Annotated in this window: 22 protein-coding genes and 2 rRNA genes (1 of these 24 only partly in view); 12 read left to right on the top strand and 12 right to left on the bottom strand. The window is 54.9% G+C overall.

Annotation, left to right across the window (positions count from 1 at the left end; translation table 11 throughout):
- Positions 1-7: 7 nt before the first annotated feature.
- Positions 8-688, bottom strand: a complete 681-nt coding sequence (locus tag PSE_RS06710; RefSeq protein ID WP_014284160.1) for a cupin domain-containing protein — start codon at positions 686-688, stop codon at positions 8-10.
- A gap of 186 nt (positions 689-874) precedes the next feature.
- On the opposite strand from PSE_RS06710, the gene PSE_RS06705 reads away from it, so the two are divergent.
- Entirely contained in the window at positions 875-2,137 is a 1,263-nt protein-coding gene (locus PSE_RS06705) for a malonyl-CoA decarboxylase (RefSeq protein ID WP_014284159.1), read from the top strand.
- On the opposite strand, the gene PSE_RS06700 is transcribed toward PSE_RS06705, so the two are convergent.
- The 9 genes from PSE_RS06700 to PSE_RS06660 form a co-directional block, all read right to left on the bottom strand.
- Positions 2,134-3,672 (bottom strand): FGGY-family carbohydrate kinase, encoded by a 1,539-nt coding sequence (locus tag PSE_RS06700; protein ID WP_014284158.1) that lies wholly within the window; start codon positions 3,670-3,672, stop codon positions 2,134-2,136. The two genes, PSE_RS06705 and PSE_RS06700, sit on opposite strands and share 4 nt — an antisense overlap.
- Positions 3,669-5,327, bottom strand: a complete 1,659-nt coding sequence (locus PSE_RS06695; protein ID WP_041768075.1) for a glycerol-3-phosphate dehydrogenase/oxidase — start codon at positions 5,325-5,327, stop codon at positions 3,669-3,671. The genes PSE_RS06700 and PSE_RS06695 overlap by 4 nt, the downstream gene beginning before the upstream one ends.
- A gap of 24 nt (positions 5,328-5,351) precedes the next feature.
- On the bottom strand, positions 5,352-6,977 hold the full coding sequence (locus tag PSE_RS06690; RefSeq protein ID WP_014284156.1) for an FAD-binding oxidoreductase: 1,626 nt from the start codon (positions 6,975-6,977) through the stop codon (positions 5,352-5,354).
- A 115-nt stretch (positions 6,978-7,092) separates the two neighbouring features.
- Positions 7,093-8,385, bottom strand: coding sequence for a nicotinate phosphoribosyltransferase (pncB, locus tag PSE_RS06685; RefSeq protein WP_014284155.1), 1,293 nt, complete (start codon positions 8,383-8,385; stop codon positions 7,093-7,095).
- The gene (gene pncA, locus PSE_RS06680) at positions 8,382-9,008 is read right to left on the bottom strand and encodes a bifunctional nicotinamidase/pyrazinamidase (RefSeq protein WP_014284154.1); all 627 of its coding nucleotides are present in this window, start codon (positions 9,006-9,008) and stop codon (positions 8,382-8,384) included. The genes pncB and pncA overlap by 4 nt, the downstream gene beginning before the upstream one ends.
- Before the next feature lie 234 nt (positions 9,009-9,242).
- Positions 9,243-10,301, bottom strand: coding sequence for a YeeE/YedE family protein (locus PSE_RS06675; RefSeq protein WP_014284153.1), 1,059 nt, complete (start codon positions 10,299-10,301; stop codon positions 9,243-9,245).
- A 39-nt stretch (positions 10,302-10,340) separates the two neighbouring features.
- The gene (locus tag PSE_RS06670) at positions 10,341-10,691 is read right to left on the bottom strand and encodes a helix-turn-helix transcriptional regulator (protein ID WP_041768073.1); all 351 of its coding nucleotides are present in this window, start codon (positions 10,689-10,691) and stop codon (positions 10,341-10,343) included.
- A 146-nt stretch (positions 10,692-10,837) separates the two neighbouring features.
- Positions 10,838-11,344: a heme-binding protein gene (locus PSE_RS06665; protein ID WP_008552111.1), complete on the bottom strand. Its 507-nt coding sequence runs from the start codon at positions 11,342-11,344 to the stop codon at positions 10,838-10,840.
- A 65-nt stretch (positions 11,345-11,409) separates the two neighbouring features.
- Complete coding sequence (locus PSE_RS06660) at positions 11,410-11,769, bottom strand: thioredoxin family protein (protein WP_244421364.1); 360 nt, start codon at positions 11,767-11,769, stop codon at positions 11,410-11,412.
- 78 nt (positions 11,770-11,847) lie between these two features.
- Between PSE_RS06660 and PSE_RS06655 the strand changes: the two genes are divergently transcribed.
- The 11 genes from PSE_RS06655 to PSE_RS06605 all read left to right on the top strand — a co-directional run bounded on the left by PSE_RS06655 (position 11,848) and on the right by PSE_RS06605 (position 21,845).
- Positions 11,848-12,585: a cytochrome c biogenesis CcdA family protein gene (locus tag PSE_RS06655; protein WP_174519226.1), complete on the top strand. Its 738-nt coding sequence runs from the start codon at positions 11,848-11,850 to the stop codon at positions 12,583-12,585.
- 61 nt (positions 12,586-12,646) lie between these two features.
- Positions 12,647-13,219, top strand: coding sequence for a thioredoxin family protein (locus tag PSE_RS06650; RefSeq protein WP_008552260.1), 573 nt, complete (start codon positions 12,647-12,649; stop codon positions 13,217-13,219).
- A 128-nt stretch (positions 13,220-13,347) separates the two neighbouring features.
- On the top strand, positions 13,348-13,806 hold the full coding sequence (gene soxX / locus PSE_RS06645; protein ID WP_014284149.1) for a sulfur oxidation c-type cytochrome SoxX: 459 nt from the start codon (positions 13,348-13,350) through the stop codon (positions 13,804-13,806).
- A 132-nt stretch (positions 13,807-13,938) separates the two neighbouring features.
- Positions 13,939-14,373 (top strand): thiosulfate oxidation carrier protein SoxY, encoded by a 435-nt coding sequence (gene soxY, locus PSE_RS06640; protein WP_014284148.1) that lies wholly within the window; start codon positions 13,939-13,941, stop codon positions 14,371-14,373.
- Positions 14,374-14,397: 24 nt separating this feature from the next.
- Positions 14,398-14,727 (top strand): thiosulfate oxidation carrier complex protein SoxZ, encoded by a 330-nt coding sequence (soxZ, locus tag PSE_RS06635; RefSeq protein ID WP_008552087.1) that lies wholly within the window; start codon positions 14,398-14,400, stop codon positions 14,725-14,727.
- A 27-nt stretch (positions 14,728-14,754) separates the two neighbouring features.
- Positions 14,755-15,597 (top strand): sulfur oxidation c-type cytochrome SoxA, encoded by an 843-nt coding sequence (soxA, locus tag PSE_RS06630; protein WP_008552264.1) that lies wholly within the window; start codon positions 14,755-14,757, stop codon positions 15,595-15,597.
- A gap of 84 nt (positions 15,598-15,681) precedes the next feature.
- On the top strand, positions 15,682-17,364 hold the full coding sequence (soxB, locus tag PSE_RS06625; RefSeq protein WP_014284147.1) for a thiosulfohydrolase SoxB: 1,683 nt from the start codon (positions 15,682-15,684) through the stop codon (positions 17,362-17,364).
- Between the two features lie 39 nt (positions 17,365-17,403).
- Positions 17,404-18,669 (top strand): sulfite dehydrogenase, encoded by a 1,266-nt coding sequence (soxC, locus tag PSE_RS06620; RefSeq protein WP_083841552.1) that lies wholly within the window; start codon positions 17,404-17,406, stop codon positions 18,667-18,669.
- Positions 18,653-19,714 carry a c-type cytochrome gene (locus PSE_RS27615; protein ID WP_041768071.1) on the top strand — a complete coding sequence of 354 codons (1,062 nt, stop codon included), beginning with the start codon at positions 18,653-18,655 and terminating at the stop codon, positions 19,712-19,714. Before soxC ends, PSE_RS27615 begins: the two co-directional genes overlap by 17 nt.
- Entirely contained in the window at positions 19,711-20,523 is an 813-nt protein-coding gene (locus PSE_RS06610; protein WP_208998103.1) for a c-type cytochrome, read from the top strand. Before PSE_RS27615 ends, PSE_RS06610 begins: the two co-directional genes overlap by 4 nt.
- Before the next feature lie 56 nt (positions 20,524-20,579).
- Positions 20,580-21,845: an NAD(P)/FAD-dependent oxidoreductase gene (locus PSE_RS06605; RefSeq protein ID WP_014284143.1), complete on the top strand. Its 1,266-nt coding sequence runs from the start codon at positions 20,580-20,582 to the stop codon at positions 21,843-21,845.
- Positions 21,846-23,400: 1,555 nt separating this feature from the next.
- Here the strand turns inward: PSE_RS06605 and rrf are convergent.
- Together rrf and PSE_RS06595 are read right to left on the bottom strand one after the other, a co-directional pair.
- A 5S ribosomal RNA gene (gene rrf / locus PSE_RS06600) occupies positions 23,401-23,515 on the bottom strand.
- Between the two features lie 86 nt (positions 23,516-23,601).
- Positions 23,602-24,293 (bottom strand): 23S ribosomal RNA (locus PSE_RS06595); it runs 2,032 nt beyond the window's last position.

The raw sequence follows: 24,293 nt of genomic DNA, 5'->3' as shown, positions 1-24,293 counted from the left end.
CACCCTGTTATCCAACATGCGGGGCAGTGACAAAGGGGAGGTGCCCGGACTTGATCCAGAGCTTGGCGCCCTCCTCTCCCGCTGTAATGTTGAGGCCATAGCCGATGGGAACACGTAACCAGGCGTGTTTGGGGAGTTCTTCTCCGTCCTCAGTTATCGAGCCCTCCAGCACGAAGATTTCTGCACCGCCTTCAGCCTCAACCGCGTGGTTTACGCCTGCCTGCCAATGCTCCATACGCACATTCTCGCGCTCATCCTGAAACAGCGGCGACACCGCAACGCCTTCGCGTGTGGCATCGTCTACACGGCCCAGCTTGTTGGTGTCTACGCGCACATGGGTGCGGTCGGTAAGGTCGAACTGCCAGAGTTTGACGAGGATGGTGCAGCCGGGTTCCGAAGCTGGCGTGTGCTTGGATTCTGGTGGGTTGCGGATGTAGGAACCCGCCGGGAAATCCCCGTGCTCATCCTGAAATACTCCCGCAAGAACAAAGAACTCTTCCCCGCCGGTGTGGACGTGCTCAGAGAAATGGCTGCCGGGAGCGAAGCGCACAACAGTGGTCGCACGAGCAACTTCCTCGCCCAGACGATCAAGTGGTCGGCGCTCGACGCCTTTCATTGGGGACGCGACCCAAGGAATATCGTCGCTGAACTCCACCACTCGCTTTGAAAAGTCACCGTTGATCTTCACTGGTCCCTCCATCACCTAATGTTCCCCAGTTAAGCACAGTTGCAGCTCATTTACAGATGTCACGGTGCTATTAGGGATCACTTCATTGTTAAGCTGTTTGTTGCATTCCGTTCGTAGCAGTCCCTTGTTAGGCTTCCGGCGATTTTCTGATGCACTTTGCGCTGCGCAACTACAGGACGCCCTACCATGAGCCTGCTGGCAGATTTGCTTTCTACCCTTTTTGATCGTCGTTATGTTTTTATGGGTAAGCGGGATGAACGTCCCCTTACCGAGCTTTGCAATGCCTTGATGAGCAGTCAGGGAGATGTTTCCGGCGCTGCCATCGCCCATGAGATTCTGGATGGCTACGCCACAACAGATACTGAGGGGAAACGGGCGTTTTTTGAGTTTCTGAACAGTGAGATGGATATAGACCCGGACCAGCTGGAAAGCGTTGTTTCCTCCTATAAAACAGAGCGGACGGAAGCGAATTATCGCAAGCTGGTGGAGGCTGCGGAACCGAAACGGCAGGAGCTGGCGCGACGGCTTAATCAGGTGCCCGGAGCGACTCATCAGTTGGTGCATATGCGCAAGGATCTGCTCGGTTTCATGAAAGATAAACCGAATCTTGCCCGTACAGATGTGGACTTCCGGCACTTGTTTAACTCTTGGTTTAACCGGGGTTTTCTGGTGCTAAGGCCGATCAGCTGGGATAGCCCAGCGCAGATTTTAGAGAAGATCATCGCCTATGAGGCCGTGCATGCCATTGATAGTTGGGATGATTTACGCCGCCGCCTGCAACCGGAGGACCGGCGCTGCTTTGCGTTCTTCCATCCTTCCCTTCCGGATGAACCGCTGATCTTTGTTGAGGTGGCGCTGACCAAGGGCGTCCCCTCCTCCATTCAGGGCGTGCTTGCTGAAGAGCGGGATATTGTGCCGGTTGATGAAGTGGATACGGCGGTCTTCTACTCGATCTCCAACTGTCAGAGCGGACTGGCAGGCGTTTCCTTTGGTAACTCGTTGATCAAGCAGGTGGTTCAGGATCTTTCGCGGGAGCTGAGTCAGTTGAAGACGTTTGTCACACTGTCTCCTCTGCCTACCTTCTGCAAGTGGGCCAAAGAGCAGGAGATCGACATTCCGCAGGACGATGCAGCCCTGAAGGAGCTGGCAGCCTACTACCTTCTTGAAGGCAAACGCAGAGGGGATATGCCTTATGACCCAGTGGCCCGTTTCCATCTATACAACGGTGCGCTGGTGCATGATGTGCATGTGGGTGCGGACACCTCCGAGAATGGCAAGAAGCAGTCGGCGGGTGTGATGGTCAACTATCTGTATGACCTACAAAAGATCTCGCAAAACCACGAAGTCTTTGCGAATAAAAAGGAAATCGTGGCATCCAAGCGGGTTCAGGCGCTGGCGAAAGCCGGTGTGGTGCCGGCGTCCTCCCAACCGAAGAGCGATGTTGCCTAACCGGTGATCCTTCGAAGCGCTTTGTTGAGAGGAGCCAATCTGCGCGGCATGGGCAGGTAGACCTCCTCGAACAGTTGTTTGTAGAGCTCGACGGTTTTGGGGTCTGGCTCAAACACCTCGTTCTGGCGCGCCATGGCTTGCATGGCCTGCGTAAAATCCGGGTGGATGCCTGCGCCGACGCTCGCTGCGATGGCGGCACCCAAACCTGCGGTCTCAAAAGTGTGTGGGCGCTCTGTTGGCAGGCCGAAGATGTCTGCAGTGATCTGCATGATGGCGTCGGACTGAGAGCCGCCGCCAGAGACGCGTAAGACCTTGATTTTCTCACCACTTTTGCGCTCAATCCGCTTCAGGCCGCGGCGCAGTTCCAGTGTGATGCCCTCGATAATAGCACGGTAGATGTGGCCTCTGGTGTGAACATCTCCAAAGCCGATGATGGCGCCTTTCACAGGCGTGGAACGGCCATTGTCTCGGCCCCATTTGGGCAGTAGGGTCAGGCCGTGTGACCCGGGTGGTGTGCTGTTGAGCAGGTCGTCGAAGAAGACCTCCACCGGACTGCCGATCTCGCGGGCTTTTTCCTGTTCCGGGTGGCCAAACTCTTCCTTGAACCAGTTGACCATCCAGTAGCCGAGGATGACCGAAGCTTCGGGCGTAAACATACGAGGGATGCCGCCCGCATAAGCTGGCAAGGGGCGCTCAACCTCGAAATATTTTCTGGAGTGAATGGTTGCTGTTGCGCGGGTGCCGTAGCTGAGGCAGCCGACGGAGGCGTCCACGGCTCCGCAGCCAACAACTTCGCAGGCTTTATCTGCGGCGGCTGAGATGACGGGTAATCCTTCTGGCAAGCCGGTGTGCTGGGCAGCTTCTTCGCTGACGGAGCCGATTGGTTTTCCGGGCTCGATTAGCTCCGGTAACTGACTGCGTTTGAAGGCAAAAAGCTTCCAGAGGAAGTGGTTGGCATTGGCCCATTGTTGCTTCTTGTAGTCAAAGGGGATGTAACCAACCTGCGCACCGGTGGAGTCGCGAAAAAGGTCTGTCAGCTTGTAATTGAGATAGCCTGAAACCTGCAGGAATTTGTAGGTCTTCTTCCAGATTCCGGGCTGGTTCACGGCGATCCAGTTGACCTCACACTCGCTGCGTACGCTCTTGATGGAGCGAGACAGGCCAGCGACGCCAAAGATGGTCTTCCAGAGCCATGGGAGCGGCTTTTGCTGGTCCTCGATGCGCTCGTCCATCCATGTGATGGCAGGGCGCAGGGGAATACCGCGTTCATCCACGGCGATCTGGGTGCCGCGCTGGGTGGTCACGCTCATGGCTTTGACGGCGGCGGGGTCTGCTCCTCTATCCCACAGCTCACGGCAACAGCGGCCCAGCAACTCCCACAGGATGACCGGGTCGATCTCCGACCAACCGGGGTTATCGCTTCGGTAATCCGTAATGGGCTTTTGCACCTTGGAGATCAGCGTGCCATCCGGTGCAAAGAGCAAGGCGCGGATGCTTTGGCTGCCGCAGTCGATGGCGAGGAGTGTTTCCGTCATCCTGCCGCGACCTCATGTATTGCTTTTGGCTGGTGAGGTGCATGTGGCGAAGGCAAGCTGTAGTGATCCCGCCAAATCTGCGTGTATCGCGACCACTCATCCTGCCATTTATCCATGGACCACCCCAGTTTATCTCTCAGCCGCGTTTCCAGCTCACCCGCCAGTGCGGCTCCGCCCTCTTCCAACACTAAGCCAATTCGCGTGCGGCGCAAAAGGAGATCGTCTAAATGCACGACTTCTTCATGCATTATCGCCCACTCCAGCTCTGCCCACATACGGTTACTGCCACAGATGAGAGAGAAATCTGAACTCGGTGTTGCTGCAATAAGTGCTGACAAATCAGAGCCATAGTAGCCTTTGAGCCGGTTCAGCTCTGCTTCTGGTAAATCAGCAAAGACGGCATCGTCAACTGGCTCCTCTTCAGAAGTGAACACATAGTCGCTCGCGGCTGAGGTGCCCGGTGCATTGAGGTACTCCGCACAGGCTTCCAGCACCTGTCCCGCCATCACGCGGAAGGTGGTGAGTTTTCCGCCTGTGACGGTGATGGTCCCGTTGTCGTCCCAAACAACATGATCGCGCTTGGCTTTGGACGGATGCAGTTCTTTTGGGTCCACACCTTCATTGCCTACGATGGGCCGGACGCCAGACCATGTGGAGATGATGTCTTCTTCTGAGAGCTTGGCACCGGGGAAGTTGTGGTTGGCACCTTTCAGCAGATAAGCGACTTCCTCTGGTGTGATTGCGGCTTCTAGATCGAGGTTTTCAGAGTGGTCCAGATCTGTTGTGCCGATCACGGTACGGCCCTGCCATGGGTAGATGAAGACGCCGCGCTTGTCCTGTTGGTGCAGATAGGTCAGGCACTGATGCACCGGCATACGCCATGATGGCACAATGATATGGCTGCCGCGTAAAGGGCGGATGCGCTTGTCTTGCCCGAGCTGTGCGCGCAGTTCATCTGCCCACACACCAGTTGCGTTGACCACGGTTTTGGTCGAGATGGCAAAGACTTCACGGGTTTCCTGATCTTGTACCTCAAGGACTTTTGGCCCCTCTCCCTCACTATGGATCATTTTTACAGCGGCGTAGTTGAGCGTGGTAGCTCCGCTTCTTCTGGCATCCGCGAGAACACGCAGTACAAGGCGGCTGTCGTCGGTGAGTGCATCCGTATATTGGGCGGACCCGAGCAGGCCTTCTTCATTGAGGCCCGGCAGAGCAGCAATGGTCTGGTCGCGGTCCAGATACTTGTGGTCCCGCTTTTTGGCGAAGTAGCCATAGATGTTGAGGAGAACAGAGAAGGCCCGACGAGTTGGAAACTGCTTTTCACGGAAGGGAAAGAGGTAGCTCATGGGCCCTATGAGACCAGGAGCTTCCTTCAGCAGTTTTTCGCGCTCGCGTACGGATTCACGCGCTAGCCTGAACTCCCCCTGAGACAGATAACGCAGGCCACCATGAACCATCTTGGAGGAGCGACTGGAAGTGCCCCATGCATAGTCTTTCTGTTCCAGAAGCAGCACATCAAGGCCGACCCTAGCGGCCATCAACGCGACACCAGCACCAGTGATGCCACCGCCGACAACCACCATGTCCCAAGGTTTGCTGCGCTCTGTCACAGACGCCAGCTTTTCCTGCCGGCTCACTTGCCTCATATTCCCCATTGCTCCCTCCTCTTGTTTTGAGAGCTACGCAGGTTCGGTGTTGCTTGCTGTTTCTGAAGCGATCAGAACACCCGGATTCATGCGCTGATCCGGGTCGAAATTCTTGCTCAGGGCCTTCAGGGCGCTCATGCCCAACTCACCCTTTTCTGCTGACAGATAAGGGGCATGGTCACGGCCCACACCGTGTTGGTGACTGATAGTTCCCCCATGAGCCACCACAGTTTCTGAAGCCACTTTCTTGATGATCTTCCAGCGCTCCAATGTCTCTTCATAGGAGCTGGCAACTGGGAACAGATAGGTGGTGTACGCGCTGGAGCCCTGCGGGTAGACGTGAGACAGGTGCGTGAAGGCAAACACGGGAATGCCCTGCTCTTTCAATGCACTGGTGACCTTCTGCTCAATCACGTTAATGTAAGGACGCAAGGCTGACCAATCCATGGCAGTCTCGAAGGTGTCGACGCCAACACCATGCTCCCACAATGGGTGGCGCAGGTATGGGCCTTTGAAGCGGCCTTCCTTCCATTTATCACCCAGCATCTTGGAGAGGATGCGTTTTGCCCCATGCTGTTTGAGATAAGCGGTTGCAAGCTTTTGGTTAGCGGCAACCTGCTTCTTTGAGCCCGTCAGGCCAAAGGTGAGCATGCACTTCTGATCGGTAAGGCCCTTCAGTTTGAAAAGCATATTGAGCTTGGAGAGCTTCTTTTCCGGCACGGCCAGTTTCAGGCTGACGTCGGTTTCTGTGGCATTGCTCAGGCGCATCATAGAGAGCGGAATGCGGCCTTGCGTAATGGCTTGAACGGCAGCCACTCCGCTTTCCCAATCCGGCATGAAGACCGTATAGAACTGCTCCGTCTCAGCCAACGGCGTCACGCGCAGTTTTACTTCTGTGAGGATGCCAAGAGTGCCTTCAGAACCGAGGACCATTTCTCGCAGATCAGGACCAGCTGAGGAAGCCGGGAGGCTTGGGATTTCCAGCGTGCCTTTTGGGGTTTCCAGTGAGCCGCCAGCAAAGAGCTGCTCGATACGCCCGTAGCGCAGGGATTGTTGGCCGGAGGAGCGCGTGACCACCCATCCACCTGCCGTGGAGAGTTCAAAGCTTTGCGGGAAGTGGCCGAGGGTGTAACCGATGGCCGCCAATTGAGCTTCCAGATCTGGCCCGCGCACACCTGCCCCAAAGGTGGCGATCTGGCTTTCCTTGTCGAAGTCCAATAGGCGGTTCATGCGGGTGAGCGCAACGGTAATCTGTGGCTTCTCACTGACGGGACATGCCAGATGGCCTGCAACGGAGGTTCCACCACCATAGGGAACGAGGATGACATCCTGCAGCGCTGCCCATGCCATGAGGTCACGCACCTGCTGAGAGGTTTCAGGGAAGGCTACTGCATCCGGAATGTTTTCAAACGCCCCACTGCGCATTTGCAGCCAATCAGGAAAACTCTGTCCTGCTGCATGCCTGATACGGGTTTCCGGTGACGTGTCCAATAAGGGGTGATTGGGCGCACGAGAAGGAGGAACGCGTTCCAGTGCCTCTTGCAAGCTGGCATCCGGTAGAGGCTTGGTTTCGCCTAAAAGCTGTGCAATCAAGGCTTTAGCAAAATCCGCCAGCTCCGCCTGGTGCGTGTCATCGCCCCAACCGTTCCATCTTCTCATCTTTGTCGCTCCCCCACACGTATAAACTGTGCTGCGTGACGCATGCTACACAGAGTTTACGCATAGGGAAACTATGCAATTGGATTATTTTAAGCGCTGTCTAATACAGGCGGGATCAGACAAGGACCTTCTGGCGCTTTTGCTCTCCCACCCCGAAAACACGCTTGTAGCGGTCGATTTCTTCCCGTGGGCCCATGGCCTTGTTGGGGTTATCGGAGAGTTTCACTGTTGGTTTGCCATTCACTGAGACGGCTTTACAGACAAGAGAGAACGGTGCCAAGGCATCGTCAGGCACAAGGCCGCGGAAGTCGTTGGTGAGCATCGTGCCCCAACCAAAGCTGCAACGCACGCGTCCGTGGAACTTACGCTGCAAATGAGCAATCATGTCTTCATCCAGACCATCAGAGAAGATCACGCGTTTGTTGGTTGGATCTTCACCGCAGCTCTCCCACCACCTGATGGCAGCTTCTGCACCTTTGACCGGATCTCCGCTGTCAATGCGGATGCCGGTCCAGGACGATAACCAGTTTGGTGCGCGCTCAAGGAAACCTTCTGTGCCATAGGTATCCGGCAGAATGATACGGAGGTTGCCGTCGTGCTCTTCCTGCCAGTCTTTCAGGACCTGAAACGGCGCTTCGGCCAGTTCTTCATCGGTTTCTGCCAGAGCGGAGTAAACCATTGGCAGTTCATGGGCGTTGGTGCCGATGGCTTCCACTTCACGGCGCATGGCAATCAGGCAGTTGGAGGTGCCGACAAACTTCTTGCCGAGGCCTTCCATCATGGCCTGTACGCACCAGTCCTGCCACAGGAAGGAGTGGCGGCGGCGCGTGCCGAAATCTGCCAGTGACAGGTCATCGATCTTGCGCAGGCATTCGACCTTTTCCCAGAGCTTGGTCATGGCGCGGGCGTAGAGAACCTGCAGCTCGAACCGGCCCATGTTTTTCAGTACAGCACGGGAGCGCAATTCCATGAGAACGGCCAGAGCTGGGACTTCCCAGAGCATGACAGCAGGCCAGTCGCCTTCGAAGGTCAGCTCGTACTGGTCGTCTTTAACTTCAAGATGATAGGGCGGTAGGCGGAGGTTTTCGAACCACTCCACGAACTCGGCGCGGAACATGGAGCGCTTGCCGTAGAACATGTTACCGCGCAGCCATGTGCTCTCACCACGAGACAGGGAGAGCGTGCGGATGTGATCCAGCTGATCGCGGAGTTCCTTCTCATCAATGAGCTTTGCCAGCGGGATGTGCTGCGCGCGGTTGATGAGGCTGAAGGTGACCTGTGTGTTCGGCTTGTTCAAGAACACCGACTGCGCCATGAGCAGCTTGTAAAAGTCGGTGTCGATCAGAGAACGAACAATCGGGTCGATCTTCCAATTGTGATTATAAACGCGGGAGGCAATATCGATCATTGTGCAACCATCTCGCCGGAAAACTTGACGCCGTGGCTTTGCATTTCGTCCAGGGCCTCTTTGAGCGAGCCATTCAGGTCAATCGCTCGGCAGGCATCCAGATGGACAATAACGTTGAAGCCCTGCTTGGCCGCATCGACCGCAGAAAAGCGCACGCAGAAATCGGTTGCCAGACCAACCATATGCAGCGTGTCGACGCCGCGCTCGCGCAGGTAGCCGGACAGGCCTGTAGAGGTGGTGTGGTCGTTCTCAAAGAATGCGGAGTAGCTGTCGATGTGCGGGCGGAAGCCTTTGCGGACGACAAGGTCGGCACCGTCGGTTTTCAGGTCTTTGTGGAACGCAGCGCCCTGAGTGCCCTGCACGCAGTGGCTTGGCCAGAGGACTTGCGGGCCATACGGCATTTCGGTCATTTCGTAGGGCTGTTTGCCCTCGTGATTGTCCGCGAAGGACTTATGGTCCTGCGGGTGCCAGTCCTGGGTGAGGACTTTGACGGCAAACTCATTTTGCAGCTCGTTGACAAGGGGGACGATCTGCTCGCCATGTTCAACAGCCAGAGCTCCGCCCGAACAGAAATCGTTCTGAATATCAATCATAATCAGAGCTTCGTTGGTCGGTCGTGTCATAGTTGTTTCCTGTAGGCGTTGAGAGGTCCTGTCTAAGTTCGCAAAGCAAAATGCGAGGACGTGTAGATACACCGAAGTGGCCAGCGCGAAATATTGCGATAATCTCCGCCAAACTCAAGCAAAATATGCGGGATTAAGCAGCAACCAGAGGTAAAATCTATAATTTGTGCACTGTGTGTCTTAGCCGCCTTACTTCCAGGGCAGCTTTGTGCACAAGTGGCTGGCGTACCTACGTCAGGATTGCTGTTTCCAGAAGGCAAACTGGAAGCCGACAACCAGCTGGCGCAGTCCGATTGCAGCCCCTGCGATGATGGAAAGCATTACGACTGGTGCGCTGACGGCGAGCGTGGAGAAGGCGGAGATGCCCTGCCCGATTGTGCAACCCAGAGCGATCACACCACCAGTGCCCATCAGGAACCCACCGAGGATCTGACGGCGAAGTTCGCGCGGGTCATCACAGGCTTCCCATCTGAAGTGGCCTTTGATGAGAGAACCGAGGAACGCGCCGCTGAGGACGCCAACAACAGAGCCAACGGCAAAGGACAGGCCACCACCGGAGGCTGTCATGAGATACATGAGGGTATCGCCCACCGGGACCGTAAAGGAATGGCTGGCGACGCGGATTTCCTCAAAGCTTTCCTCAAATAGATAGCTGGTTGCAACCCAGCCGAGGAGGATCGCGAAGGCGACGGCCAGAGAGGAAATGATAGCGCGGGGGCTCTTGAGGAACTCTTTGCTGCCGATGGCGAACAGGGCAATAGCGCCTGCAATCACAAGAGCGATGGAGAGTTCGGAGAGGACCAGTTTTTCTGCCAGAACGTGGGCAATGCCGGTGGTGCTAGGGTCTGCGGTTTCGACCGGAAACAGGAGGACGCGCAGGTAGGCGGTTGGTCCGCCGACGGCCATGGCCGCTGAGATGGCGATGACCAGTGAGAGCACGAAGTAGCGCATATCACCGCCGCCAAGACGAGCCAAAGCGCCATACCCGCAGGAGCCAGCCATGGCCATGCCGTAGCCGAACATCAGGCCGCCGACGATGCATGCCAGCGGGTTCCAGCTTTGGGTGAGATATATGGTTTGGTCCAGCGCGATCAGGCCCTGATCTGCCAGCAGAAATGTGGATGCGATGGAGATGGCGATGGCGAAGGCCCACATGCGCATGCGCAGCCATTCTTTGCCGTAGAGTGCGTCTTCAATTGCGCCAAGTGTGCAAAAGCGGCCCAGACGTGCAGCAAGGCCAAGCAGAACACCACCCGCAAGGCCTGCGAGTGCCGCCAGAATATCCTCGGACATTTGATCCCTCCCAAGACCAAAACACCGGAGCTTCAGTTATTACTTGTTGTCGTTGTTTTCTTCGGCGCAGAACAACTCAAAAATCAGGTCCAAGACCCTTTGTGCGCGCTCATCTTTGAGGCTGTAGTAGACTGCCTTTCCGTCCCTTCGGCAATTTACCAGACCGTCCAAGCGTAATCGTGCAAGCTGTTGACTGACCGCAGACTGACGAGACGACAGAAGCTGCTCCAGCTCTGTTACTGACTTTTCGCCGGTAACGAGATGACACAGGATCATCAATCGGCCTTCGTGTGTCAATGCTTTCAGGAAATCAGTTGCATCCTTGGCATGGTTGACCATGCGTTCGATGTCTTCTTCATTCATCCCACGTTCGATCATGGGTATAGCCATTAAACCAGATCCTGCACAACATTCGGAACGGAATGAGCAAGGTCAGCTATAGTTGAAAAAATTAAAGCTGACCCTGAAGCACACCTATTGAGTGGTGGCATACGCTGAATGCAATCGTTTTTCAACCATTGCACTGCGAATACCTCTTAGAAGTCGAGCAAATCCGAGATTTCCTCTAGGCCACTTTGGGCACATTCTTCATCAATTTTTGGAGAGGGTGCTCCGGAAACACCAATTCCCCCAACGATAGCTCCGGCAGATTCGATCGGAAGACCTCCACCCAATGCAACGGCACCCGGAATGTCACGCAAGCCTGCAGAGAGGTTGCCGGCCTTGATTTCTTCCTGAATTTCAAGAGTGGAGCCGCGGAAGCTGACCGCTGTCCATGCTTTGCCGCGTGCTGTGTTGACGGTGTGGACGCCAGCGTAGCGGTCGCGAATGGCTGACTGTGTCTGGCCGAAGCGGTCAACCACGACAGCAGAGATCTGATAGCCGCCTTCACGGCAGGCTTCCATGGTGGCGACTGCAAGCTTCATTGCGATTTCCGGCTTCAGAGATTTGAAGCTGACAAAGGCAGATTCATCTTCTGCCTGCGCAACGCTGAAACCTGCGGACATGACAAGCAACGCCGCCCCTGTGATGAATGATTTCATGGAGTTCTCCCAACTGAATAGAGCCCCGGACTTGTCCGGGGAAGATGAAATTCTTTTCAATATTGTTATTGAGCTGACTGAAGCATCTGGTTCAGGGCGGGGTAGAAGAAGTCTTCTCCCGGGTAGCCTTCAATCCGCTGGACTTCGGCACCGTCAATCAAAAGAATAAAGGTTGGCGTGAAGCGCGCTTTGCTTTTCAGCGACACGCCCTTTGGGAGCGGATCATCGATGTCCATGCGCATCAAAGGGGCCTTTCGCCCCTCCTCTGTTTTGCTATAGGCACCGCCGATTTCATCTTCCCAGCGTTCACACCAAGGACAGATTTCGTCCTCTACCAGCAGCAGTTTTGTCTCTGCGCTGGCTGCCTGAGCACTGCTGAATGTAAGGGCGAGAATGACAAATGAGATCCAACCAAAATTGCTCATGATATCCACGATTGACAATTTAAAATCTATGATATCTAAATATTCTAATAATAGAATGTGTTTTTAGCAAGTGCCCATATGTATCCAGATCTAACTATAATCGCTGCGGGAAGTGCGGGTCTTCTCTCGTTTCTCTCGCCCTGTATTTTGCCCATTGTTCCGTTCTACCTTTGCTACATTGCCGGCATTGGAATGAACGAACTTTCCGGTGATGGGGTTACGCCTGCCATTCAACGACGCGTTGTTTTTACGTCGTTTTTCTTTGCTGCAGGCATCCTCACAATCTTCGTTGGCCTTGGTGCAACGGCAACCGTTTTCGGTCAGCTGCTGCGCGACTGGTTTGATGTGCTGCGCTACATTGCGGCGGCCGTGATCTTTATTCTGGGGCTGCATTTTGTCGGCATCATCCGGCTCAATCTGTTGCTGCGGGAAGCGCGATTGGACAGCTCTTCTGCCCCTGCGGGAATCATCGGCGCGTATCTCGTTGGCCTCGCGTTTGCCTTTGGCTGGACCCCGTGTGTTGGTCCTGTTCTGGCAACCATTCTGTTTACCGCCGGTGCCAGTGATGACGTTTCTCAGGGCATGCTGCTGCTGTTTGCTTATGGCGTTGGCATGACGCTACCGTTCATTCTGGCAGCTGTGTTTTCAAAACCATTTTTGAGCTTCATGGGCCGTTTTCGAAAGTATCTCGGTGCGATTGAAAAAGGCATGGGCGTTCTTTTGATTGTTTTTGCGGTGTTGATTGGGACGAACACCGTTTCCTGGATTGCAGAGCAAATGATCGAGTATGCGCCAGGACTGACATCTTTAAGCTGAGGCGTGCCTGTTTCTGAGGCCCTGCCGGGTCTTGCAGACTGGTTCGTTATGGGAGGGATCGATGCTTAAGAAATTTGTGCTTGCTGCTGCGATGGTATTCGCCAGCATGACTATGAGCTTTGCTGAGGTTGGAGAGGACGGTCTCCACAAACAGCCATGGCTCCGCCTTACCTTCAAAGACCTGAGAGAAGACCTTGCCGCTGCCAATGAGGAAGGCAAACGCATGGTTATTCTCTTTGAGCAACGCGGCTGCATCTACTGCTCGCGTTTGCATGAGAATGTCTTCAGCGACGGGGAGGTTCGCAAGTTCATCGAAGACAACTACTTTGTGGTGCAGATGAACCTGTTTGGCGACGAAGAGGTGACGGACTTCGACGGGGAAGTTCAAACCGAAAAAAACATCGCCCGCAGATGGGGCGTTGTGTTCACTCCAACCTTCCTGTTCCTGCCTGAAGAGGTGGAGGACGGCAAAACAGCAGGCACTGCATCCGTGCAGACCATGCCGGGTTCATTTGGCAAATGGACCACGCTGAACATGCTCCGCTGGGTCAAACAGAAGGGCTATGAGGGCGATGAACATTTTCAAAAATTTCATGCACGTGAATTTTTGAAACAAAAAGCAGCCTCAGAATAGCGTTTTCACTCAATTAGTTAGACTAAGGTTCATATATTAACATATTCAATTATGTGAATTTTAAGTTGAGTGTTTCTACGTACCTGAGTAGCATAAAAATATTGAATCGCTGTAATTGGGAGGGAGCAATGAAGGCGATTGCCAAAACTATAGCGGCTGCAACGCTGCTAATTTCTGGGAGTGCCGTTGCCGGGGTTGTTGCTCCAGGTGACGTTCAATTTGTCGAGGCAGCAGTGCCGGTCTCCTTGACCGGGGTCGCTGGTGATCCAGCCAAAGGACGGGAATGGTTCGCCAATCGCAAGCTGGGCAACTGCCTTGCTTGTCACGCAAACGACGATCTTGAGGAAGAGCAGTTCCACGGAGAGATAGGTCCGTACCTTGAGGGTATCGGAGACACCTATTCCGAAGCAGAACTGCGGGCGATTGTTATCAACTCGAAGGAAGTCTTCGGGGACGCGACGATCATGCCTGCCTTTTACAAGACTGATGGTTTGAACCGCGTGGCAAAGAAGTTTGCGGGAAAGACAATTCTTTCAGCCGAACAAGTTGAAGACATCGTCGCTTATCTGGCGACGTTGAAGGAATAGGCAGGATTGCCCTGGGTGTGCTGCGGTCCTGACCGGTCGCGCACCACACTCAAAATTATTGCTCAAGCGTATCGTTTGCCGAACCATTCTTCGCGCTTTCCGGCGATACGCTCCAAGGAGGACTTTTTGAAAATGACTGTTACCAGACGTGAAGCGCTTGGTCTTGCAGTAGGAGGCGCAGCAGCCCTAACAACACTGCGCTTTACCGCGCCAGCTTTCGCAGCAGGCAACGCTGTTGAAGATGCAATTCTGGAGTTCACCGGCGGTGCAACGCCAGGAAGCGGTGACATCACCATTGGCGCACCAGAGATTGCCGAGAACGGAAACACTGTTCCGATTGAAGTCTCCGCGCCGGGTGCTGCCTCCATCATGCTGCTTGCAGCTGGCAACCCAAGCCCGGGTGTTGCGACCTTCCACTTCAGCGCTCTTTCCGGTGCGCAGGAAGCCAAGACCCGTATTCGCCTTGCGAAAACACAAGACATTATCGCTGTTGCGAAGATGCAGGACGGTTCTGCCATCACAACCAAGCGCAGTGTCAAAGTCACCATTGGTGGCTGTGGCGGTTAATCAGAAAGGCATCGGGAAAACAACATGGCAAAGGTTAAACCACGCGTAAAAGTGCCTAAAAAGGCAAGCGCCAACGAGGTCGTGACCATCAAGACACTGATCTCGCACCCAATGGAATCCGGTCAGCGCAAGGACAAGAAAACCGGCGAGGCCATTCCACGAAAGATCATCAATAAGTTTGCGGCCACCTTTAATGGCGAGCCAGTGTTCATGGCAAACATTGAGCCATCCGTTTCTGCAAACCCATACATCGAATTTCAGATGCGGGTGCCAGAGTCCGGTTCAGTTCGCTTTGAATGGACTGATGATGATGGCTCCGTCTACGACTTGGAAAAGAAGATCACGGTAGCCTAACGAGCCATTCTTTGGGAGGAGAAGGGTATGAAAAGGACGGTTTCTATACTCGCTGGGGGGCTTCTCTGTGGCGTACTTAGCACAGCTGCACTTGCCGATGACGGACGCGAACTTGTCATCGACGGGGAGACCATAGCAACAACAGCAGTCGCAGCGGATGACCATCCGCTGGACGAGATCATTTCCGGCTGGCGGTTCCGCTCCGCTGAAACTCAGGCGCTGCAGATGGATGACTTTGAAAATCCTGCGTTTGTGGCCATTGAGTATGCAGAGGAGATTTGGGAGACACCTGCCGGAACATCCAACAAGTCCTGCGCGGATTGTCATGGGGATGCAGACAGCTTTGCTGGTTTGCGCACCAAGCTGCCGCGCTGGAATGACGAGATGGGCAAACCTGCCACGATGGAAATGCTGATCAATGCTTCCATCGAAACGCATCAGGGAGCCGAACCATGGAAATGGGAAAGCGCCGAGATGCTGGCGATGACGGCCATGATCGGGTTGCAATCCCGCGGCATGCCAGTTGCTTTGGAGACCGATGGCCCGATGGCTGATTGGATCAAGAAGGGTGAAGAGCTTTACTACACCCGGGTTGGCCTGCTGAATATGGCTTGCGCCAACTGCCATGAAGACAACTACGGCAACATGATCCGCGCTGACCATTTGAGTCAGGGACAGATCAACGGCTTCCCGGTGTATCGCCTCAAATGGGGTGGTCTGGGCTCCATTCACCGCCGCTTCAAAGGCTGTATGGATCAGGTGCGTGCTGAACCTTACAAGCGTGGCAGTGATGAGTTTATTGCCCTGGAAGCTTACGTGGCTTCTCGCGGAATGGGACTTTCAGTCGAAACCCCATCCGTTCGTAACTAAGCGATTTTGGAGGTTGCTCATATATAGCAACCTCCTGATCTAAAACAATTTTCGAAATTCATATAACCTACGGAGGGTGCGGAGATGATCTCGCGCCGTGATTTCTTGCAGGCTGGTGTCGCTGCAGCCGCGATTTTTGGAGCTGGTAATTTTCCAGTTCTGGCCGCGCGTCAGGCCCTGACGCAGAACCAACTTCTGGACTTCAAAACCACCGGCAATGTGACCATCATCCACTTTACGGATTGTCATGCGCAGGTGAAGCCGATCTGGTTCCGCGAGCCCTCCGTGAACATTGGTGTGGGTGCGCAGAAAGGTTTGCTGCCGCATATCACCGGGCAGGATCTTCTGAATGCGTTCAACTATCAGACCGGCACACCAGAAGCTTATGCGCTGACCTCTGAGGACTTTGTCTCACTGGCGCGCAGCTACGGTAAGATGGGCGGGTTGGACCGGGTGTCCACCATCGTGAAGGCGATCCGCGCTGAGCGTCCGGATGCGCTGTTTTTGGATGGTGGGGATACCTGGCACGGTTCCATGACGGCGCTGAAGACGGATGGTCAGGACATGGTGAACCTGATGAACGCGTTGAACCCGGATGCGATGACCTCGCACTGGGAGTTCACCTACGGCATTGATCGGGTGAACGAGATCGTTGAAGAGCTGCCCTTCCCGTTCCTGGGGGCCAACATCTTTGACAATGAGTGGGATGAACCGGCGTTTGAACCCTACAAGATTTTTGAGCGTGGCGGGGCCAAGGTTGCCGTGATCGGTCAGGCCTTCCCGTACATGCCGATTGCCAATCCGGGCTGGATGTTCCCGAACCTTTCCTTTGGTATTCGCGAGGCGCGGATTCAGGAGATGGTGGAGGAAGTGAAGCAGGAAGGCGCTGATGTTGTTGTCCTGCTCAGCCATAACGGCTTTGACGTGGACCGCAAGGTGGCGCAGCAGGTTTCCGGCATTGATGTGATCCTGAGCGGTCACACTCATGATGCGGTGCCGGAGCCGGTGAAGGTCGGTAAGACCATGATCATCGCATCCGGTTCCAACGGCAAGTTTGTCTCCCGTCTGGATCTGGACGTGGACAAGAACGGCATCAAGGACTTCACCTACAAGTTGATCCCGGTGTTCTCCGATGTGATCGATCCAGACCCTGAGATGGCGGCTCTGATTGAGAAAGAGCGCGCGCCATTCAAGGAGGAACTGGAAGAAGTCATCGGCACCACCGACAGCCTGCTTTATCGCCGCGGTAACTTCAACGGCACGTGGGATGACCTGATCTGTCAGGCGCTGATTGAAGAGCGGGATGCAGATATCGCGCTGTCTCCGGGCTTCCGCTGGGGTCCATCTCTGTTGCCGGGTGACAGCATCACCCGCGAAGACATCCACAATGCCACCAGCATGACCTATCCGAATGCGTACCGCACCGAGATGACCGGCCAGTACCTGCATGAAATTCTGGAGGACGTGGCCGACAACCTGTTCAACCCGGACCCGTATTATCAGCAGGGTGGCGACATGGTTCGCGTGGGCGGCATGGGCTACTCCATCGACGTTTCCAAGCCCGTGGGTGAGCGCGTTTCCAACATGACGCTGCTGAAGACCGGCGAGACCATTGATCCTGCCAAGACCTATGTGGTTTCGGGCTGGGCCTCTGTTGGAGAGGACACGGAAGGCCCTGAGATCTGGCAGGTGGTTGAAGATTACATCAGCCGCAAAGGCACCATCACAATGGACCCCAACTCTACAGTTCGCGTCACAGGCGTGTGAGGCGAGCCCCTTTAGATTTTGAGATGACGAGTAATTGACATGAGTGAAAGACTAAAGTCACCTACCCGCCGAAACCTCCTGAAAGGCGGGGCCTTGCTGAGTGGAGCTGCCTTGACTGGCGCTGCGCTTCCGGCCCGGGCAGATGATCCGGCCATCACCAATCTGCAGCCCTGGATGCAGGAGCTGGGCGATGGTGTGGACGCGATGCCTTATGGCATGCCCTCCAAGTTTGAGGCGCATGTGAAGCGGCGTACTGTGGAATGGCTCACCGCCGATCGCGTCAGTTCCATCAACTTCACCCCACTGCACGAGCTGGACGGCATCATCACCCCGAACGGCCTGTGCTTTGAACGCCACCACGGCGGCGTGGCGCATGTGGATCCGGCACAGCATCGCCTGATGATCAACGGTCTGGTGGACAAAGAACTTGTCTTCACCATGGAAGACATCCTGCGCTTCCCGCGTGAGAACCGGGTGTACTTTCTGGAATGCGCTGCCAACTCCGGTATGGAATGGCGCGGAGCACAATTGAACGGCTGTCAGTTCACGCATGGCATGATCCACAACGTGATGTACACCGGCGTTCCTTTGCGGTTGCTGCTGGAAGAAGCCGGGCTGAAGACCAACGCCAAGTGGCTGATGCCGGAAGGCGCGGATGCTTCTGCCATGACCCGCTCTATTCCTTTGCAAAAAGCCCTCGACGACTGTCTGGTCGCCTTCAAGATGAACGGTGAAGCGCTGCGTCCTGAGCAAGGCTATCCGCTGCGTCTGGTGGTTCCGGGTTGGGAAGGCAACATGTGGATCAAGTGGCTGCGCCGCATCGAGGTGGGCGATGAACCATGGCACCACCGCGAAGAGACTTCCAAGTACACTGACCTGATGGAGAACGGTAAGGCGCGACGGTTTACGTGGGAAATGGACTGTAAGTCCGTCATCACCAACCCAAGCCCGCAGGCCCCTATCCTGCACAAGAGCGGCCATACCATCATCTCCGGTCTGGCGTGGTCCGGACGCGGCACCATTCCACGGGTGGACATTACGCTGGACGGCGGCAAGAACTGGCATGCAGCCAGAATGGACGGCCCAAGCTTCGACAAGTCCATGCACCGCTTCTATTTTGAGTTCGACTGGGATGGAAAGCCACTGCTGCTGCAATCCCGCGCACACGATTCCACCGGCTACGTACAGCCAACAAAAGATGAACTTCGCGCTGTTCGCGGCGAAAACTCCATCTACCACAACAACGGAATCCACACCTGGTACGTTGGCGAAAATGGTGAGGCGGAAAATGTTGAAATTTCTTAGTGTTCTAGCAACGGGAACGCTGTTGCTCACCAGTGCGGCAACAGCCGGCTCCTTCAATCTTGGTCGCGCAGCAACCCCTGCTGAAGTGGCGGCTTGGAATATTGACGTTCGTCCTGACGGTCAGGGGTTGCCTGCCGGGCGCGGAAACGTGGAGCAAGGCGAAGAGATTTTCGCTGAACGCTGTGCGGTCTGTCACGGTGACTTTGCCGAGGGCGTTGATCGCTGGCCGGTACTTTCTGGCGGTGACGGCACGCTGACCTCTGAGCGACCAGTTAAAACCATCGGCTCTTACTGGCCTTACCTGTCCACTGTGTTTGATTACGTGAACCGCGCCATGCCATTTGGCGAGGCGCAGTCCCTCAAGCCGGATGAAGTTTACGCCATCACCGCCTTCCTGCTTTATGCCAATGATCTGGTGGAGGACGACTTTGAGCTGAGCAAAGAGAACTTCACGTCCGTTCGCCTGCCCAATGAAGACGGGTTTTACATGGACGATCGTGAAGAGTCGCCGGTCTTCAAAAAACGCGATGTCTGCATGAAGGACTGTAAAGCGGAGGTGAAGATCACCGCGCGGGCTCAGGTTCTGGATGTGACACCAGAAGAAACCAAGGCCGCGGAAGAAGCTGCTGCAGCACCAGAGGCCCCCAAAGCTGAAGAGGTAGCCTCAGCAGAGCCAGCACAGGTTGCTGAACCTGCTCCTGCACCAGAGCCAGTGGCCCTTGATGATGCGCTCATCAAGAAAGGCGCCAAGGTCTTCAAAAAGTGTAGAGCCTGCCATCAGGTTGGTGAGAAAGCCAAGAACAAGGTCGGGCCGATCCTGAATGACATTATCGGTCAGCAGGCGGCTGTGGTTTCCGGCTTCAAGTATTCCAAGGCATTGAAACAGCTCAACGGGGAAGGTCTTGTCTGGTCCGATGAAAATCTGGATGCGTTCCTGACCAAGCCGAAGAAATTTGTGAAAGGAACAAAGATGTCGTTTGCCGGTCTTAAGAAGGAAAAAGACCGCGTCGCGCTCATCGAGTTCCTGAAGAGCCACTCCCAATGAGAGCCACGATACCTGCTCTCTTGAAGCAGTTTGCTATTTCCCCGAGTGTAGCAAACTGCTTCCCACTCTCAGTGCTGCGTGCCCTGCATAAGAAAACTCCTGCCAGTTTTCGCAGGTTCGCAGCCTCTAGCCTTGTTGCGCTTGGTTTCCTGTCAGGGGCGGTCTCCATTGCCTCTGCGCAGGATATTGCGCGTGGTGAGCGCCTGTTCAACGCTTGCCTGCGCTGTCATGATGTTGGCAAGGATGCCAAGAACCGCATCGGGCCCCACCTGAATGGCGTGTTTGACCGCAAGGCAGCCAGCATTGAAGGCGCCAAGTACTCCAAAGCTATGAAACGTGCCGGAGCAGATGGCCTGCGCTGGAACATCGACACGCTGAACATTTACATCCAAAATCCGAAGAACCTGGTTTCGGGCACGCGCATGAACTACCGGGGCATGAGAAAAGAGAAAGATCGCTCTGATCTTCTTGCTTACTTGCGCCAGTTCTCCGTCAGCCCGGCCAACATTCCGGAGGCGTCTGCCAGCCTTTTGAAACAGGACGCCCCGAGCATTCATGAGGAAGCCTATCTGGACGGCGATGCTGAATATGGCGAGTATCTTTCTTCTGAATGTACCAGTTGCCATCAATCCAGCGGAGCAGACAAAGGGATCCCTGCTATCACAGGCTGGCCGCAACCGGATTTTGTGATTGCTTTGCGCGCTTATAAGAAAGGACACCGACCCCATCCCGTTATGCAGATGATCGCCAAGCGGCTCTCGGAGGAGGAGATCGCAGCTCTGGCGGCTTATTTCAAAGGCCTGGATTAAAGCACTCACCCATTTAGCAGCGAGTGCTACCAATATTTTTAGGGAGGAATTGACTTATGATTTTGAACCGACGTCGTTTTCTGGGAACAGCTGCTGCCGGTGCAGCGCTCTTATCCTCCCCGATGGCTTTGGGGCAAAAGCGGCCACGTGTCGTCATTGTTGGTGGTGGTGCTGGCGGAGCAACCGCTGCACGCTATATCGCCAAGGATTCCAAAGGCGCGATTGAGGTGATCCTGATCGAACCTTCCCGCACCTATTACACCTGCTTCTTCTCCAACCTTGCCATTGGTGGCTTCCAGCCTATGTCCAATCTGGCGCATTCCTACGGTACGCTGGCAAGCGAGTATGGCGTGACGGTCGTACACGACTGGGCCTCTGCTGTTGACCGGGAGAAAAAGAAAGTCCGCCTCGCAGGCGGCGATGCGATTTCCTACGACCGGTTGGTTCTGTCGCCGGGTATCGACTTTATCAAAGATTCCATTGAAGGCTGGGATGTGACTGCCCAGACGAAGATGCCTCATGCCTACAAAGCCGGTACGCAGACACAGTTGCTGAAGGCTCAGATTGAGGCAATGCCAGAAGGTGGAACCTTCGCCATGGTTGCACCGCCTAACCCGTACCGCTGCCCTCCCGGCCCTTATGAGCGCATCTCTATGGTCGCCCATGTGCTGAAGCAGCGCAATCCAACTGCTAAGATCCTCATTCTTGATCCAAAAGAGAAGTTCTCCAAGCAGGGTCTGTTCATGGAAGGTTGGGAGACACACTACCCTGGCATGGTCGACTGGCTGACAGATGAGTTCACCGGCGGTGTTCAGCGCGTTGATCCCAACACCATGGAAGTGGTGATGGAGGATGAGACCGTCAAAGCGGATGTGGTGAACGTGATTCCGCCGATGCAGGCTGGCAGCATTGCACAGCAGGCTGGTCTGACCAATGAAAAGGGCTGGTGTCCAATCATTCCGGCAACACTGCAGAGCCAGATGGATGAAAACATTCACGTGCTTGGCGATGCCACCCAGAACGGCGACATGCCCAAGTCCGCCTATTCCGCCAACAGCCAGGCCAAAGCAGCCGCCATGGCCATCCGCCATGCCCTCACCAGCTCCCGCGCCTTCAAGCCACGATTCTCCAACACCTGCTGGTCCCTGATCTCCACGGACAACGGCGTAAAAGTGGGCGCAAGCTACGTGGCCACGGACGAAAAAATCGCCAAGGTCGACGGCTTCATCTCCCAAAACAACGAGGACGACGCCCTGCGCAAACAGACTTATGAGGAAAGCCTCGGCTGGTATGCCGGGATTACCACGGATATGTTTGGGTAAGCGGGAATGAATGAACTGCGAGGTGCTCTGGGAAGGGCGCCTCGTGATCTCTGACACTACCTCTCTCTTGCACAATATTGCACCGGATGTTGACTAGGGTCGGACTCTGCAGCGGCAGCAACCTGACGGGAGCACTCTAATCGGCACAGCCTTGATGCTGATGTCGGGCCTCTCCGTTACACAGGCTGACGACTGTGAGTACATCACAGATGGCAGAGTTCTAGTGGCAGGAGCAAAGAGGATAAGTCTCAGCAGACAGCATCGCCAGTGCCCGGGAAGATGAGTGCTACATTCACTAGCTTACATGCCCTCTCAACTGGGCTTGTATTCTCCCAGACCGATCTTGTCTTTCTGGCAGTTATTCTCACTATATCCTCGCAGAGTTTCAACGGCTCATGAGAACTTGACGGCAAGGCGCGGGGATAACTTAATTCATGGTACAAAACTGTCCGCCAGAACAGACGGTTCATTTACCTGCACGATCCCCATGACCGGCACTCATTCTGAAAACCTGACAGAGCTTCTTCTATTGCTCAGGCACACACGTTCCCAACCGATCAACGCAGTTGGAACGCAAATCTTTCAAACGAACGCACATAGCAACGCAAAGCTACATTGATCCTAAAAGAGGCGCACGATGACTATTGCAGGTTCATTTACACAACCGATCACAGCCTCACGGGTTGTAGCACGACCGGCACCTGCTCCCCTGCTTCACAGCAACCGAGTCAGCCGCCTTCTTTTATCTGCAGGCCTTTTTACGCCAGCCTCCGACCGATCGGCATTTTGATAACGCATCAGCCTCAACCTGGCTCCTACACTGCACGCGCTGTCTGACAGACTCTGTGATCAAAACCACACCGCTAAACTCAGGCTAGACCTCTCCTCAGAACACTCCATCTTCTAGGTCTGCACCAGCAACCTTCCAAGCAATCGTCAGGCGGAGTGCTAAGCTATCTGCCATCTCACTCAGCTCTCCTCCAACTCAGTCCTGAGCATCTAGCTACTACGTGCCTCACCAAGCACCCCACCAAACGCTCAAACCAAACCCGGCTCAAGTCCCAACTTTATACCAATCGCAAACCGGAACCTATTTCCAACCACCAACTCACCAGCACCAAAGTCTTGCGGAGAACATTAAGGGAATAGACCACAACCCAAACACGCTCCATGCTCCAACTCTGCAATAACGCAGACAGACAAGTCCGCGATCTTTGACAATTGAAGATAGAGAAGTGAGGCTTGGCAAAGAGAAGTCTGAGTGTGGAATGGTAGCGGACGCCATAATCAATTTGGTGTCTGACTGACAGTACAAAATGCGCCCTCTTTGAAGCTTTGGCCGGTTTCTCTGCGAGGGTTTGCTTTTGGGATGAGGGATTATTGGCAGCTCTAAGAGGCTTTTGCGCCTTGGTTCTCCGCTCCGTTAGTCGCGAGATGCAAAGTCTCACCCCCCTCGTCTGTCATTAGACGCACAAAAGCCCCCGTGCGGTGTGCATCGGGGGCTTTTGTGTGATTTTGTGTTCTGTGTTTTTGAGGAGTTGTGTGTCTTATTCATGCCCGGCGGCGCCCTACTCTCCCGCGTCTTAAGACGAAGTACCATTGGCGCAGGGGCGTTTCACTTCCGAGTTCGGGATGGGATCGGGTGGGGGCGCCCCGCCATAGCCACCGGGCAGGAATAAGTCACATATGAACTGGTCTGTTTTGTTTTTTTCAAGCTCTGCGTTTTAGCAGTTTTTATGATTATAGCTTAATGGGAGTGATCAAGATCGATCGAGCTATTAGTAAGGCTCAGCTTCGGATGTTACCACCCTTCCACATGCCTCCTATCGACGTGGTGGTCTTCCACGGCTCTCAAGGGATATCTAGTTTTGAGGTTGGTTTCCCGCTTAGATGCCTTCAGCGGTTATCCATTCCGTACATAGCTACCCTGCAATGCGGCTGGCGCCACAACAGGTCCACCAGAGGTACGTCCATCCCGGTCCTCTCGTACTAGGGACAGATCCTCTCAAATTTCCTACACCCACGGCAGATAGGGACCGAACTGTCTCGCGACGTTCTGAACCCAGCTCACGTACCGCTTTAATTGGCGAACAGCCAAACCCTTGGGACCTGCTCCAGCCCCAGGATGCGATGAGCCGACATCGAGGTGCCAAACAATGCCGTCGATATGGACTCTTGGGCATCATCAGCCTGTTATCCCCGGCGTACCTTTTATCCGTTGAGCGATGGCCCTTCCACGAGGGACCACCGGATCACTATGACCGACTTTCGTCTCTGCTCGACTTGTCAGTCTCGCAGTCAGGCAGGCTTATGCCATTGCACTCAACGAGCGATTTCCGACCGCTCTGAGCCTACCTTCGCGCGCCTCCGTTACCATTTGGGAGGCGACCGCCCCAGTCAAACTACCCGCCACACACGGTCCCGGATATTGTAGTACCGCGGTTAGAT

The sequence above is a fragment of the Pseudovibrio sp. FO-BEG1 genome (assembly GCF_000236645.1).
Lineage (GTDB): Bacteria > Pseudomonadota > Alphaproteobacteria > Rhizobiales > Stappiaceae > Pseudovibrio.
Note: the sequence above shows the minus strand (reverse complement) of the source record. Positions and strands in the feature narration are given on the sequence as shown.